This is a genomic window from Variovorax sp. W2I14, assembly GCF_050435205.1.
GTDB classification, from domain to species: domain Bacteria; phylum Pseudomonadota; class Gammaproteobacteria; order Burkholderiales; family Burkholderiaceae_C; genus Variovorax; species Variovorax paradoxus_C.
This window is the reverse complement of record NZ_JBNDJX010000001.1, coordinates 3834472-3847350: the sequence shown is the minus strand read 5'-3', so window position 1 is coordinate 3847350 and position 12879 is coordinate 3834472. Positions and strand designations below refer to the sequence as shown.

Annotated in this window: 11 protein-coding genes and 1 pseudogene; 5 read left to right on the top strand and 7 right to left on the bottom strand. The window is 68.8% G+C overall.

Annotated features, from left to right (window positions below; translation table 11 throughout):
- Nucleotides 1–4 precede the first annotated feature (4 nt).
- The 3 genes from leuC to leuB are packed head-to-tail and all read left to right on the top strand — an operon-like array spanning nt 5 to nt 3158.
- Entirely contained in the window at nt 5–1423 is a 1419-nt protein-coding gene (gene leuC / locus QF040_RS18050; protein ID WP_429612197.1) for a 3-isopropylmalate dehydratase large subunit, read from the top strand.
- 25 nt (nt 1424–1448) lie between these two features.
- Nucleotides 1449–2054 carry a 3-isopropylmalate dehydratase small subunit gene (gene leuD, locus QF040_RS18045; protein ID WP_429612196.1) on the top strand — a complete coding sequence of 202 codons (606 nt, stop codon included), beginning with the start codon at nt 1449–1451 and terminating at the stop codon, nt 2052–2054.
- Between the two features lie 24 nt (nt 2055–2078).
- On the top strand, nt 2079–3158 hold the full coding sequence (leuB, locus tag QF040_RS18040; RefSeq protein WP_429612195.1) for a 3-isopropylmalate dehydrogenase: 1080 nt from the start codon (nt 2079–2081) through the stop codon (nt 3156–3158).
- Nucleotides 3159–3242: 84 nt separating this feature from the next.
- Here the strand turns inward: leuB and QF040_RS18035 are convergent, their stop codons facing one another.
- Nucleotides 3243–3788, bottom strand: coding sequence for a MarR family winged helix-turn-helix transcriptional regulator (locus tag QF040_RS18035; RefSeq protein WP_429612194.1), 546 nt, complete (start codon nt 3786–3788; stop codon nt 3243–3245).
- Nucleotides 3789–3914: 126 nt separating this feature from the next.
- Between QF040_RS18035 and QF040_RS18030 the strand changes: the two genes are divergently transcribed.
- Nucleotides 3915–4904, top strand: a complete 990-nt coding sequence (locus tag QF040_RS18030) for a tripartite tricarboxylate transporter substrate-binding protein (RefSeq protein WP_429612193.1) — start codon at nt 3915–3917, stop codon at nt 4902–4904.
- A gap of 27 nt (nt 4905–4931) precedes the next feature.
- Here the strand turns inward: QF040_RS18030 and QF040_RS18025 are convergent, their stop codons facing one another.
- Complete coding sequence (locus QF040_RS18025; protein ID WP_306881680.1) at nt 4932–5390, bottom strand: Lrp/AsnC family transcriptional regulator; 459 nt, start codon at nt 5388–5390, stop codon at nt 4932–4934.
- Between the two features lie 110 nt (nt 5391–5500).
- Between QF040_RS18025 and QF040_RS18020 the strand changes: the two are divergent.
- A pseudogene (locus QF040_RS18020) lies at nt 5501–6404 on the top strand (DMT family transporter).
- Nucleotides 6405–6438: 34 nt separating this feature from the next.
- Here QF040_RS18020 and QF040_RS18015 read toward each other — a convergent pair.
- The 5 genes from QF040_RS18015 to QF040_RS17995 all read right to left on the bottom strand — a co-directional run bounded on the left by QF040_RS18015 (nt 6439) and on the right by QF040_RS17995 (nt 12809).
- A complete protein-coding gene (locus tag QF040_RS18015; RefSeq protein WP_429612192.1) occupies nt 6439–9567 on the bottom strand; it encodes an efflux RND transporter permease subunit in 3129 nt (1042 codons plus the stop codon).
- A gap of 22 nt (nt 9568–9589) precedes the next feature.
- Complete coding sequence (locus tag QF040_RS18010) at nt 9590–10744, bottom strand: efflux RND transporter periplasmic adaptor subunit (RefSeq protein WP_429612191.1); 1155 nt, start codon at nt 10742–10744, stop codon at nt 9590–9592.
- A gap of 277 nt (nt 10745–11021) precedes the next feature.
- On the bottom strand, nt 11022–11567 hold the full coding sequence (locus QF040_RS18005; RefSeq protein WP_013543247.1) for an Rrf2 family transcriptional regulator: 546 nt from the start codon (nt 11565–11567) through the stop codon (nt 11022–11024).
- 20 nt (nt 11568–11587) lie between these two features.
- Nucleotides 11588–12286, bottom strand: coding sequence for a Bax inhibitor-1/YccA family protein (locus tag QF040_RS18000; RefSeq protein ID WP_307606710.1), 699 nt, complete (start codon nt 12284–12286; stop codon nt 11588–11590).
- Between the two features lie 157 nt (nt 12287–12443).
- The gene (locus QF040_RS17995; RefSeq protein ID WP_429612190.1) at nt 12444–12809 is read right to left on the bottom strand and encodes a hypothetical protein; all 366 of its coding nucleotides are present in this window, start codon (nt 12807–12809) and stop codon (nt 12444–12446) included.
- Nucleotides 12810–12879: the final 70 nt, after the last annotated feature.

Sequence of the window (12879 nt, the reverse complement as noted above, 5' to 3'; positions counted from 1 at the left end):
CCCCATGTCCCTCGCTCCCCGCACCCTCTTCGACAAGATCTGGCAGCCGCACGTGGTGATGCAGCGCGACGACGGCCAGAGCCTGCTGTACGTCGACCGCCACCTGGTGCAGGACGGCTCCGCGCCCGCCTTCGAGATGCTGCGCCAGCGCGGCCTTCCGGTGCGCCGCCCGGACCGCGCCTTCGCCACGCCCGACCACTACGTGCCCACCGGTTCGCGCGCGCTCGCCGACATCGCCGACCCCGAGAAGCGCGCGATGGCCGAGGCGCTGCGGGACGACAGCGCGGCCGCGGGCATCCGCTTCTTCGGCCTGGACGATCTGCGCCAGGGCATCGTGCACGTGGTGGGGCCGGAGCAGGGCCTGAGCCTGCCGGGCAGCGTGATCGTCTGTGGCGACAGCCACACCGCCACGCACGGCGCGCTGGGTGCGCTGGCCTTCGGCATCGGTGCCTCGGAAGTGGCGCATGTGCTCGCCACGCAGACGCTGTGGCAGCGCAAGCCCCGCACGCTGCGCGTGACGATCGATGGGCGCTTGTCCGAAGGCGTCTCGGCCAAGGACATCATCCTCGCGGTCATCGCGCGGCTCGGCGCCGCGGGCGGCACGGGGCACGTCATCGAATACGCGGGCGAGGCGATCCGCGCGCTCTCGATGGCCGGGCGCATGACGGTGTGCAACATGTCCATCGAGGCCGGCGCGCGCGCGGGCATGGTGGCGCCCGACGACACCACCTTCGAATGGCTGGCCGGCCGGCCCGAGGCGCCGCAGGGTGCCGCGTGGGACGAGGCGGTCGCGCGCTGGCGCCAGTTGCCGAGCGACGAGGGCGCGGTGTTCGATACCGAGTTGCGTCTTTCCGCCGACGACATCGCGCCGATGGTCACCTGGGGCAACAGCCCCGAGGATGCGCTGCCGATCACCGGCCGCGTGCCCGACCCCGCCGAAGCCGCCACCGCCGAGCGCCGCGCATCGATGCAGCGCACGCTCGCCTACATGGGCCTGGAGGCAGGGCAGATGCTCGACGAGGTGGCGGTCGATCGCGTCTTCATCGGCTCGTGCACCAACGGCCGCATCGAGGACATGCGCAGCGCCGCCGAGGTGGTGCGCGGGCGGCGCGTGGCCGAGGGTGTCGAAGCCTGGGTCGTGCCCGGCTCCGGCCTCGTGAAGCAGCAGGCCGAGGCCGAGGGGCTCGATGCCGTGTTCCGCGCGGCGGGCCTGCAGTGGCGCCATGCCGGCTGCTCGATGTGCCTGGGCACCAACGGCGACCAGGTGGCCGCGGGCCAGCGCTGCGCCTCGACCTCCAACCGCAACTTCGTCGGCCGGCAGGGGCCGGGTTCGCGCACGCACCTCATGAGCCCGGCGATGGCCGCGGCCGCCGCCATCACCGGACGGCTGACCGACGTGCGCAGCCTGCTCGCATCGCACTGACAGACAACACTGAACAGCAACTCCCATGGAAGCCTTCACACGACTCGACGCGCTGGCGGTGCCGCTGGCGCGCGCCAACATCGACACCGACCAGATCGTGCCCGCGCTCTACCTGCAGAAGCCGCGGTCCGACAACTTCGGCGACTATCTTTTCCACGACGTGCGGCATGACGCGCACGGCCGTCGCCGCGACGAATTCGTGCTCAACGCGCCGGTGTATGCCGATGCGCGCATCCTGGTGGCCGGGCCCAACTTCGGCTGCGGCTCGTCGCGTGAGCATGCGGTCTGGGCGTTGTACGACGGAGGCTTTCGCGCGGTGATCGCGCCGAGCTTCGGCGACATCTTCTTCAGCAACGCATTGAAGAACGGGCTCTTGCCGGTGCGCCTGCCCCAAGCCGTGGTGCAGCGGATGCTGGACGACCTGCTCGCGGCGCCGGGCACCCGCATGACCGTCGACTTGCGCACGCAGACCGTCGCCGGTCCGGGCGGCCGCGTCGAGCCCTTCCACATCGATCCGTTTCCGCGCCAGTGCCTGCTCGAAGGGCTGGACGAGATCGACTACACGCTGGCGCAGCACGCCGCCATCGACGCATTCGAGCAAGGCCGCGCACGCGGCGCGGCTCCTCTTTGAAGCAGTGATCCTGAAAGGTTTGAAATGAAGATTGCAGTGATGCCGGGCGACGGCATTGGCCGCGAAGTCACGGCGCAGGCCGTGAAGGTGCTCAAGGCGGTGGTGGGCCACGGCCAATCGCTGGAACTGGTGGAAGCGGCGATCGGACAGGCCGGCATCGATGCCGCCGGCGATCCGCTGCCCGCGGCCACGAGCGAGATTGCGCAGAAGGCCGACGCGATCTTGTTCGGCTCGGCGGGCATGCCCGGCGACGAGGAGATTCCGTTCATGATGCGGCCCGGTGCGAGCCTGCTGCGCCTGCGGAAGGAACTGGGTTTGTTCGCCAACTTCCGCCCGGCCTTCCTGTTCCCCGAACTGATCGGCGCCTCGACCCTCAAGCCCGAGGTGGTCGATGGGCTCGACCTGATGATCCTGCGCGAACTCACCGGCGACGTGTATTTCGGCGAGCCGCGCGGCAGCGGCCTCAATGCCAGCGGCGAACGCGAAGCCTTCAACACGATGCGCTATTCGGAACCCGAGGTGGAGCGCATCGCGCACGTCGCATTCCGCACCGCACGCACGCGCGGCCGGAAGCTCTGCTCGGTCGACAAGGCGAACGTGCTGGAGGTGATGCAGCTGTGGCGCGAGGTGGTCACGCGCGTGGGCAAGGAATATCCCGACGTCGAGCTCACGCATCTTTTCGTCGATGCGGCCGCGATGCAGTTGATGCGCGCGCCCAAGCAGTTCGACGTGATCGTCACCGGCAACATCTTCGGCGACATCCTCTCGGACGCCGCCGCGATGCTCACCGGCTCCATCGGCATGCTGCCCTCGGCGTCGATGGCGGCGGGCAGCTTCGGTTTGTACGAGCCGGTGCACGGCACCGCCCCTGACATCGCGGGAAAGAACCTCGCGAATCCGCTGGCCTCGATCCTGTCGATGGCGATGATGCTGCGCTTCTCGTTCGACCAGCCCGGCAATGCAGGGCGCGTGGAAGGCGCGGTGCGCCGCGTGCTGGCGGACGGCCTGCGCACCGGCGACATCTTCCAGCAGGGCTGCACCCGCGTGGGCACCGAGGAGATGGGCGATGCGGTGGTGGCGGCGCTTGGAAAGGCCGTCGCCTAAGGTCTGACGCAGCACCAGCACCAGCACCGGGATGTGCCGGTGCATGAGCAGGCGCGCGAGGCTTCGGGCGCGAACGCGCGCCGCTCAATTGCCGCGCTTGGGCCAGTGATGGCGCGTGCCGCCCGCGCGGCGGTCGGCCTTTTCGGGCACCACGCCTTGCGCGCTCAGTTCGGTGCCGCGCACTTCGAGCCGGCGCAGGCACTGGAGAAAGATATCGATGTGCGCGGCATCGATGCCGTCGAGCAGTTCGCTGTTGAGACTTGCGACGCGGGGAAACAGCTCGCCGAAGAGTTGCCGGCCCGAAGAGCTCAGGCGCACATGCACTTCGCGGCGGTCCTCGGTGTCCTGGCGGCGCTCGACCAGTTTCTTCTCGGTGAGGCTGCGCAGGCCCCGCGAGGTGCGCACGCGGTCCAGGTCTAGGCGCTGCGCGAGCGCCGAGGGCGTGATCTCGCCGACCTCCGCGAGCGTGCTGATCATTCCCCACTCGCGGCGCGTGATGCCGAAGCCGCCCTCGACCATGCGGGTCACCATGCCGCTGCCGGCGCGCGCCGCACGCGACAGCCGATAGAGCAGCAGGTCGTCCAGGGAACGGGGAGCGCGCAATGCGCCCGCATCGGGAAAAACTGACATGGGGGAGATCGCAAGGGGTTGTGGCTGCGCCGCCTCGGCGGCCGATGGTGGATTAGATCAACTATTTGTTACTTGCGTATAAACAAAGTAACAGAAACCGGTCTGTCGCCGGAAGCAGGACATCTCGTGGCCATTCTTTTTCCCCGGCGAAAAATCACCGCATGGTGCGTCGCCGCTCTTGCCTCTCTCGCGGCTTGCGGCGCCTTCGTGCCCGCGCATGCGGAAAACCTCGACGCACCGCTCGTGCTCGTCGTCGGCTATGCGCCCGGCGGCAGCACCGACCGCATGGCGCGGCTGATCGCGGAGCGCCTGAGCCCCAAGCTCGGCGTGCCCGTGACGGTCGAGAACCGCCCCGGCGAAGGCGGCCGGCTCGCGGCCAAGCAGATCAAGCGCGCACCCGCCGGCGAGAACGTGCTGATGCTCGGCAACCCCGCCGTGATGGTGGTGGCGCCCCTGGTGTTCAAGGACCTGGGCTACGACCCCGACAAGGACTTCGTGCCGGTCTCCCAGGTCAGCAGTTACGACTTCGCGCTGGCCGTGGGCAACAAGCTGCAGCTCGACCGCGCGATGTTCCTGGTGGGCCGGCTCTGGGCGCATCCGGAAGAAGCGGTCTTCGGCGTGCCCGCGACCGGCAGCCTGCCGCACTTCTTCGGCCTCATGGTGGGCGATGCGCTGAGCGTGCAGCCGCAGATCAAGGGCTACGGCGGCTCGGCGCCGCTCGCGGCCGACCTGAGCGGCGGCTCGCTGCCGATCGCGATCGACACCATGGACTCGCTCTACGCGCAGCACGTGGCCGGCAAGATCCGCATCCTGGCCGTGTCGGGCAAGAAGCGCGCGAGCTTTGCGCCCAACGTGCCGACCTTTCGCGAGGCCGGCATGAAGATCGATGCCGACGGCTGGAACACCTTCTTCGCGCCGAGCACGATGCCGCAGCCGAAGGTGCAACTGCTGGCCACGAAGATCCGCGAAGTCATGCAGGACCCGGGCCTGCAGAAGGCGGCCGATGCGCTCTACATCACGCCCGTCGTGAGCACCGCCGCGGAGACCGCGCAAATGCTCAAGACCTACCGCCAGCAATGGGAGCCGGTGGTGCGCCGCTCGGGCTTCGCGCCCTGATGACCCTCGCCGCGGGCGCGGCGGCGTTCAGCGGCCGGAAATCTCCGGCGGCCTCAGCGGCGGCAGCCGCCTCGCAATGGTGTGCGCCTTCACGATCGCGGTGTTGGTCTCGGCCTTCGCCGCGATGTGGTCGAGGATGCCGTCGAGCTGCTCGATCGATTGCAGCAGGAGCCGCGCAATGAAGCAGTCTTCGCCCGTGACCTTGTCGCACTCGCAGAACTGCGGCGTATCCTCGATCAGCTTCTGCACCGCCTGCAACTGGCCCGGCAAAGGGCGGATGCGCACGATGGCCTGGAACTGGTAGCCGAGCGCCTTCGGATTCAGCGCCAGCGTGTAGCCGCGGATCACGTCGCGCTCTTCCAGCCGCCGCAGCCGCTCGGCCACGCTGGGGGAAGAAAGCCCGACCTGCAGCGCGAGCTCCTTGAGCGACATGCGGGCGTTGGTGCCGAGGGCTGCGAGGATGTTTTCGTCGATGTCGTCCAGCATGGGTCGATCTCCGTGGTTGGCGGGTTGTACCTAATTTTCGATGGCAACCGGCCGTCTTTGCCTTTTTAAAAGCATTCTCTTTCGACGCGGAAGCTGGCACGCTCGGCACCATGCAAACCAAGCTTCGCGGCGCGCTCGAGATGAGCGCCGCCATGGTGATTTCCGGAACCATCGGCTGGTTCGTGGTGCGCTTCAACCAACCGCTGGTCGACGTGCTGTTCTGGCGCTGCGTGTTCGGCGCCGCCACGCTCTTCGTCGCATGCGCCGCGCTGGGCGTGCTGCGCCGCGGCCTCACGCCGCGCACCTTCGCGCTGGCCGCGTTCGGCGGCGTGGCGCTGGTGGTCAACTGGCTGCTGATCTTCGCGTCGTTCTCGCGTGCATCGATCTCCATCGCCACCGCGGTCTACAACACGCAACCCTTCATGCTCGTCGCGCTCGGTGCGCTGCTGTTCTCCGAGCGGTTGACGGCGATGAAGGTGGCGTGGCTCTGCATCGCATTCGCCGGCGTCGTGCTGGTGGCGCAGGCGAAGGGCGGCGGGAGCGCCGACGGCTCGGCCTATCTCACGGGCGTGCTGATGGCTTTGGGCGCCGCCTTCTGCTACGCGGTGGCCGCGATCGTCGCGAAGAAGCTCGGCGACATGGCACCGCATCTCATCGCGCTGATCCAGGTCTGTGTCGGCATCCTCATGCTCGCGCCGTTCGCGAACCTGCGGGCGCTGCCCACCGACGCGGGCACCTGGGGCGTGCATCTCACGATGGGCGTGATCTATACCGGGCTCGTGTTCATCCTCTTGTACGGCGCGATCCAGAAGCTGCCGACGACGGTGGCCGGCGCGCTGTCGTTCATCTATCCGCTGGTCGCGATCGGTGTGGACTTTGTGGCCTTCGGCCAGCGGCTGACGCCGGCGCAGCTTGTCGGCGCGGCGGCGATTCTGGTCGCGGGCGGCGGGCATGACGTTCGGATGGCAACTGCCCGGGCTGTCGCGCGGCGCCGCCGCGGCCCGGCCGCGCTGAGACCGCGCCGACCCGCGCCGACCTGCGCAGTTGATCAGCCCGCAGGCACCGCCTTCGTCTTCGGTCCGCCCCATCGCACAGCCGCCCGCTTCACCAGCAGATAGAACAGCGGCACGAAGAAGATCCCCAGCGCCGTTGCCGCGAGCACCCCGCCGAACACGCCGGTGCCGATCGCCGTCTGGCTGCCCGAACCCGCACCGGTGGCGAGCGCCAGCGGAATCACGCCGGCCAGGAAGGCGAGCGATGTCATCAGGATGGGCCGCAGCCGCAGGCGCGCGCCTTCGGCCACCGCGTCGAGCAGCGGCACGCCGCGCCGCAGCGCCGCTTCCGCGAACTCGATGATCAAAATCGCGTTCTTGGCCGACAGCCCGATGGTCGCGAGCAGCCCGACCTGGAAGTAGATGTCGTTCGACAGCCCACGCAGTGCCGCAGCGATCACCGCGCCGAGCACGCCCAGCGGAATGACCAGCATCACCGAGAACGGCACCGACCAGCTCTCGTACAACGCCGCGAGGCACAGGAACACCACGAGGATCGACAGCGCGAACAGCAGCGGCGCCTGCCCGCCCGACAGGCGCTCCTGGTAGGAGAGCCCGCTCCATGCGTAGCCCGTGCCACTCTGCTTCTTCGCGACCGTCTCGATGGCGGCCATGGCCGTGCCCGAGCTCACGCCCCGCGCGGCGGCGCCCTGGATCTGCACGGCCGGCACGCCGTTGTAGCGCTCCAGCTGCGAAGCGCCCTGGCTCCAGCGCGTGGTGGCGAAGGCGGAGAACGGCGTCATCGCGCCGGTCGCGCCGCGCACCGACCACTGGCGGATGTCTTCCGGCGCCGAGCGATAGGGCGCATCGGCCTGCACGTACACGCGCTTCACGCGGCCGCGGTCGATGAAGTCGTTCACGTAGTTGCCGCCCCAGGCCGTGCCCAGCGTGGTGTTCACATCGTCCAGCGAGAGCCGCAGCGCCGAAGCCTTCAACTGGTCGATGTCGACCTGCAGCTGCGGCGTGTTGGCGATGCTGTTGGCGCGCACGGACTGCAGGCGCGTGTCTTTCTTCGCGTCGCGCACGAGCTTCTCGCGCGCCTGCACGAGCCGCGTGGCGCCCATGCCGGAGGTGTCCTGCAGCCAGAACTCGAAGCCGTTGGATTCGCCCAGCCCTTCGATGGGCGGCGGCACCATGCCATGGACCTCGGCGTCGCGCTGCTGCGCCGAGAGCGCGGTGCCGGCGCGTTCGCTGATGGCCTGTGCGCGCTTGTCCGCACCGCGCCGTTCCGACCAGTCCTTGAGCGAGACGAAAGCCATGCCCTGGTTCTGCCCCGAGCCACCGTAGCTCCAGCCCGAGATGGTGAAGATCGTGTCGGTGGTGTCCTTCTCGGTCTCGAGAAAGTGCTTCTCGACGGCCCGGTTCACTGCGTCGGTGCGGCCCTGGGTGGCGCCCGCCGGCAGCGTGAGCTGCACCATCACGCTGCCCTGGTCTTCCTCGGGCAGGAAGCCGCCGGGCAGGCTGAGGTAGAGCACGCCCATGCCGGCCACGATGGCCAGGTAGATGGCGGCAAAGCGCCAGGGCTTGCCGAGCATGCGGCCCAAGAGGCCGACGTAGCGCCCCTGCGCCGCATCGAAGCGGCGGTTGAACGCACCGAGAAAGCCGCGTGTGCGCGGCGCCGTGCCCGCCTTCAGGAAGCGCGCGCACAGCGCGGGAATCAGCACGATGGCGACCACCACCGACAGCGCCATCGACGCGATGATCGTCACCGAGAACTGCCGGTAGATCACGCCCACCGAACCGCCGAAGAACGTCATCGGCAGGAACACCGCCGACACCACCACCGCGATGCCGATCAGCGCACCGGTGATCTCGCCCATCGACTTGATCGTGGCGGCCTTGGCGTCGAGCCCTTCCTCATGCATCACGCGCTCGACGTTCTCCACCACCACGATGGCGTCGTCCACCAGAAGGCCGATGGCCAGCACCATGCCGAACAGCGTCAGCACGTTGATCGAATAGCCGAAGCCCGCGAGCACGCCGAAGGTGCCGAGCAGCACCACCGGCACGGTGATCGCGGGAATCACCGTGGCGCGCCAGTTCTGCAGGAAAAGGAACATCACGACCACCACCAGCGCGATGGCTTCGAGCAGCGTCTTGATGACCGACTGGATCGAGATCTTCACGAAGCGCGTCGTGTCTTCCGCATAGGCCACGCGCAGGCCCGCGGGCAGCGAGGCTTCGAGTTCGGCGATGCGCGCCTTCACCGCATTCGCGGTGGTGAGCGCATTGGCGCCCGGCGCCAGCATCACGGCCGAGCCTGCGGCCGGATGGCCGTTCAGGCGCGTGGTCTCGCCATACGACTCGCTGCCGATCTCCACGCGCGCCACGTCGCCCAGCCGCACCACGGCGCCATCGGCCTGCGTCTTGAGCACGATGTCGCGAAACTGTTCGGGCGTCTGCAGCCGCGAGAGCGCGGTGACCGTGGCGTTGAGCTGCTGCTTCGCCGACGAGGGCCGCGCGCCGATCTCGCCGACCGACACCTGCGTGTTCTGCGCGGCCACCGCGGCCGTCACGTCCGAGGGCATGAGCTGGTAGCTCGCGAGCCGGTGCGGATCGAGCCAGATGCGCATCGCATACGCCGCGCCGAAAGCCTGCACCGAGCCCACGCCGTCCACGCGGCTGATCGCATCGCGCAGATTGCTGGCCATCCAGTCGGCGATGTCGGTGTCGGTGCGCTGGTCGGTCTGGTCGTAGAGCGCCACGATCAAGAGGAAGTTGTTCTGCGACTTCGCGACCGTCAGGCCCTGCTGCTGCACCGCCTGCGGCAGGCGGCTCGCGGCCTGGTTGACCTTGTTCTGCACCTGCACCTGCGCGGTGTCGGGATCGATGCCCTGGCGGAAGGTGACGCTGATCTCGGCCCAGCCGGCGGAACTGCTCGTCGACTTGAAGTACAGCAGGCCGTCGATGCCCTTCAACTGCTGCTCGATGACCTGCGTGACGCTGGTCTCGAGCGCCTGCGCCGAGGCGCCGGGGTAGTTGGCGGAGACGACGACGGTGGGCGGTGCGATGTCCGGGTACTGCGACACCGGCAGCGTGCGAATGGCCACGCCGCCGGCCAGCATGATGAGGATGGCAATGACCCAGGCGAACACCGGACGCTGGATGAAGAAATTCGCGATCACTGCTGTCTTCTTGTCTTGTGTTTCATTCGGCGGCCGTGGTGGCAGCGGTGGCCGCCTCGAGGGACACCGGCACCGGCTTCACCTTCTCGCCGGGGTGCGCGCGCTGCAGGCCGTCGACCACGAGGCGGTCGCCTTCGCGCAGGCCCTTGCTCACGATCCACTGGTCGCCCGCCGCGCCGCGCACTTCGAGCGGCCGCAGCTCGACCTTGTCGTCCGCGCCGACGACCAGCGCGGTCGGCTCGCCTTTTTCGTCGCGGCTCACGCCGCGCTGGGGCGCGAGGACGGCGTGGCGTTCCACGCCGGCCTCCACCTGCGCGCGCACGTACATGCCGGGCAGCAGCAGCCCTTGAGGGTTCGGAAATTCCGCGCGCAGCGTGACCGAGCCCGTCTCGGCATCGACGCCGACCTCGGTGAACTTCAGCGTGCCTTCGTGCGGATAGGGCAGGCCGTCTTCCATGCGCAGCGTCACGCGCGTGCTGGCCGGCGCCATGTCGCCCGAGATGAAGCGGCGCTTGAGCTTCGTGAGTTCCAGGCTCGACTGGATGACGTCGACGTAGATCGGATCGAGCCGCTGGATCGTCGCCAGCGCCGTCGCCTGACCCGGCGCGACGAGCGCGCCTTCGGTGATCGCCGAGCGCCCGATGCGCCCCGCGATGGGCGCGGTGATGCGCGTGAATTCGAGGTTGATGCGCGCCGCCTTCACCGCCGCCTGCGCGGCCTTCACGCCCGCCTGGGCCTGCGCGAGCGCGGCCTGGGCTTCATCGTGCTCCTGCCGGCTGACTGCGTTGGCCTTGACGAGTTCGCCATGGCGCTCGGCCTTGCTGCGCAGGCTCGCGATGCTGGCCTGCGCGGTGGCCAGCGAGGCCTCGGCCTGCTCGTGCGCGGCCTCGAACGGGCCGGGCTCGATCTCGTAGAGCACCTGCCCCGCGCGGACCATGCCGCCTTCCTCGAAGAGGCGCTTGCGGACGATCCCGTTGACCTGTGGCCGTACCTCCGACACGCGGAATGCCGCAGTGCGGCCGGCCAGTTCGGTGAGCACCGGCACGTCGCCGGCGTGCAGCGTCACCACGCCGACTTCGCCCGGTGCGTCGGCGGCGGCGGGGGCCGGCTTGCCGCCGCAGGCCGCGAGCGCGAGAGAGGCGAGCAGGGAAAGAGAAAGCAGCAGCTTGGAGGTCATGAGTGTCTGTAATCGCAGTGCGAGGCTGTCCGGCGCAGCCCGGGAAAACCCCGGTTGCGCATCGATTTCGCACCTGAATGGTGCATTCTGCCTGGGGCGCTGCGGCGCGAGACGGCGCATGGCACGGCTTTCTGTAGGGGCAAGCAAACGAAAAAAAGCCAACGCTGGCACAGCCTTGCGGCTGCCCGGATCGTTGGCGGGGCGTCGGCGCGGTGGCCGGCGATCTGGCTGGGGAGAATCTCCGCCTCGCCGCTTGCGCAGTGAGGCGGAACCGGTGCTAACCGGCGCGTTGCTGGCGCCGGCCCAGTGCGAACACCGAGTTCGGCGCGTCCACGACGAACGGCTTGCGCACCGGCGTGCCGACCACGGTGGTTCGCCTGCTGCCGGCCACGCTGGTGGCGGCCTGCACGCCCTTGGCTTTCTGCTCGTCGACCAGGCTCTGCAGCGAGATCGATTTCAGGAACTCGACCGCCCGCAGGTTGACCGAGGCCCAGAGCTCCTCGACCTCGCAGCGGCCGCTGTCGTCCACATCCGCGCCGGCACGGCGGCGCGTGGTCTCGTTGCCGTGGTCCTCGATGGACAGCACGATGTCCGCCACGCTGATGAGCGCGGCCTTGCGGCTGAGCGAATAGCCGCCGCCCGGACCGCGCGTCGATTCGACCAGGTCGTTGCGGCGCAGCTTGGCGAACAGCAGTTCCAGGTACGACAGCGAGACCCGTTGGCGCAGGCTGATCGAGGCCAGCGTGACCGGGCCCGAGCGGCCGTGCAGGGCGATGTCGATCATCGCGGTGACCGCGAAGCGGCCCTTGGTGGTGAGGCGCATGGAAGGCTCCCTTCTTGACGTTACTCGTCCCGGCCGCCGCCCATGCCCAAGAGGGCCAGCAGTGCCTGGAACACGTTGTAGATGCTGAGATAGACGCCCAGCGTGGCGGAGATGTAGTTGGTCTCCAGGCCGTCCTTCACGCGCTTGAGGTCATGCAGGATGAAGGCCGAGAAGATGCCGATGGCGGCGACCGCCAGCGTCATCATCAGCGCGCTCGACTGGATGAAGAAGTTGGCGATGCCCGCCACCAGCAGCAGCACGGCGCCGATGAAGAGCCACTTGCCCATGGCCGACAGGTCGCGCTTGATGACCGACGACAGCGTCGCCATGCCCAGGAAGATCGCGCCGGTGCCGGCAAAGGCCGTCATCACCAGGTTCGCGCCGTTCGAGAGGCCCAGCACCGAGCCCACGAGACGCGACAGCATCAGCCCCATGAAGAAGGTGAAGGCCAGCAGCACCGGCACGCCGGCGGCCGAGTTCTTGGTCTTCTCGATGGCGTACATGAAGCCGAAGGCGCCGCCGAGGAACACCATGAGGCCGATGCCCGGCGACATGGCGCGCGCGAGGCCGGTGGTAACGCCGATCCAGGCGCCGAGCACGGTGGGCACCATCGACAGCGCGAGCAGCCAGTAGGTGTTGCGAAGAACGCGGTTGCGTTCCTGGGCCGACGCGATCGGTGCGTCGAAGCCGGGGTGGTAAGTGGGTTGTCCGTTGTTCATTCTGATTCCTTGATCGGGCGTCCCGACGAAGCGGGGACGCGGTAAATGGCACGAGAGGGGGCGGTGTTCGCGATGCGGGTGCGCTTGCCGGAATGCGGCGACGCGGTCGGATCGAGAAGAAGGCGGGAGCCGCAAAGGCTCCCATCGCGGCGAAGCCTTAGGCGACGACCAGGGCGGCGGCGCGGGGTGGCCGCTTGGGCCGATCGAGGAGCGGCGAGAGCGCGGGCGTCAGGGCGAGGCCGCGCGGTTGCTCGGAGAGAAAAAGCGGCACCGCCAAGGGGTGGCGGGCGTCGACCAGTTCGACGTGTTCGGAGCCTGCCTCCTCATGCGAGGGCAACTCGTCCGACAGGTCCATGGCATCGCTCACGAGTGCGTCGGCGAGCGCCGTGCTGGTGGTGCAGATCTGCATGTCGGCCGTGGCATGCGCGGGATGACCGGCGCCCACCAACCCCTGCGCGAACACGGCGAAGCCGTAGAGCGACAGCATGAGGGTGAGAACGGTAGCGGCGAACCAGCGTGACATGAACCGCCATTTTACCCGTCGCCCCTTGCCGGGCTTTTGGGCGGGTTGTTTCACCGACCGGGGCGGTCGG